The following is an 828-nucleotide window of genomic DNA, read 5'->3' on the forward strand; positions in this document are numbered from 1 at the left end:
GCGAGGGTTGGTTCCGGCCGGGGCGGCGTGCTTGGTGTGGGATCCGTCGGATGCGGTGGCGGAGCCCGCGCCCGCGGTTTCGGTGGATGTCGATGATGTGGCGTATGTGATCTATACGTCGGGTTCGACGGGGCGGCCGAAGGGTGTGGCGGTGACCCATCGTGGCATCGGCAACCTGGCGGCGGCGCAGATCGATCGCTTCGCGGTGGACGCGGATGCGCGGGTGTTGCAGCTGGCGTCGCTGAGTTTTGACGCTTCGGTGTGGGAGTTGTTCATGGCGCTGCTCTCGGGGGCCGCCTTGGTGATGGTGGACTCGGACAGGCTTCCGCCCAACGGGTCGTTGAGCGAGGTGGCGGCGGAGTTCGGCGTCACGCATGTGACGGTGTCGCCGTCGGTGCTGGCCACGGTGGAGGAGTTGCCCGAGAGTTTGGGTACGGTGGTGGTGGCCAGTGAGGTGTGTCCGCCGGGGTTGGTGGAGCGGTGGGCGTCGGGGCGGCGGATGGTCAATGCGTATGGGCCGACCGAGGTCACCGTGTGCGCGACGATGAGCGAGCCCCTGGAGGCGTCTGGCTCGGGCCCGGTGCCCATCGGGCGGCCGATCTCGAACACCGCCGTCTATGTGCTGGACGAGCGTTTCCACCCGGTCCCCGCAGGTGTGCTGGGTGAGCTGTATGTCGCGGGTCCGGGTCTTGCGCGTGGCTATCTCGGGCGTCCCGGGCTGACCGCGGAGCGCTTCGTGGCGTGTCCGTTCACGGGTGGGCGGATGTATCGCACGGGCGACCTCGCCAAGTGGACCGTGGATGGCCAACTCGTCTTCGGTGGGCGTGC

At 68.6% G+C, this 828-nt stretch carries 1 protein-coding gene; it reads left to right on the forward strand.

The genetic code is table 11. The annotated features are described in order from the left end of the window. Positions 1-106: 106 nt before the first annotated feature. Positions 107-828 (forward strand): AMP-binding protein (locus JK364_RS54500; RefSeq protein ID WP_307841736.1); only part of this gene is annotated, 722 nt, incomplete at its 3' end.

This window comes from Streptomyces endocoffeicus (genome assembly GCF_016741935.1).
Taxonomy (GTDB): domain Bacteria; phylum Actinomycetota; class Actinomycetes; order Streptomycetales; family Streptomycetaceae; genus Streptomyces; species Streptomyces endocoffeicus.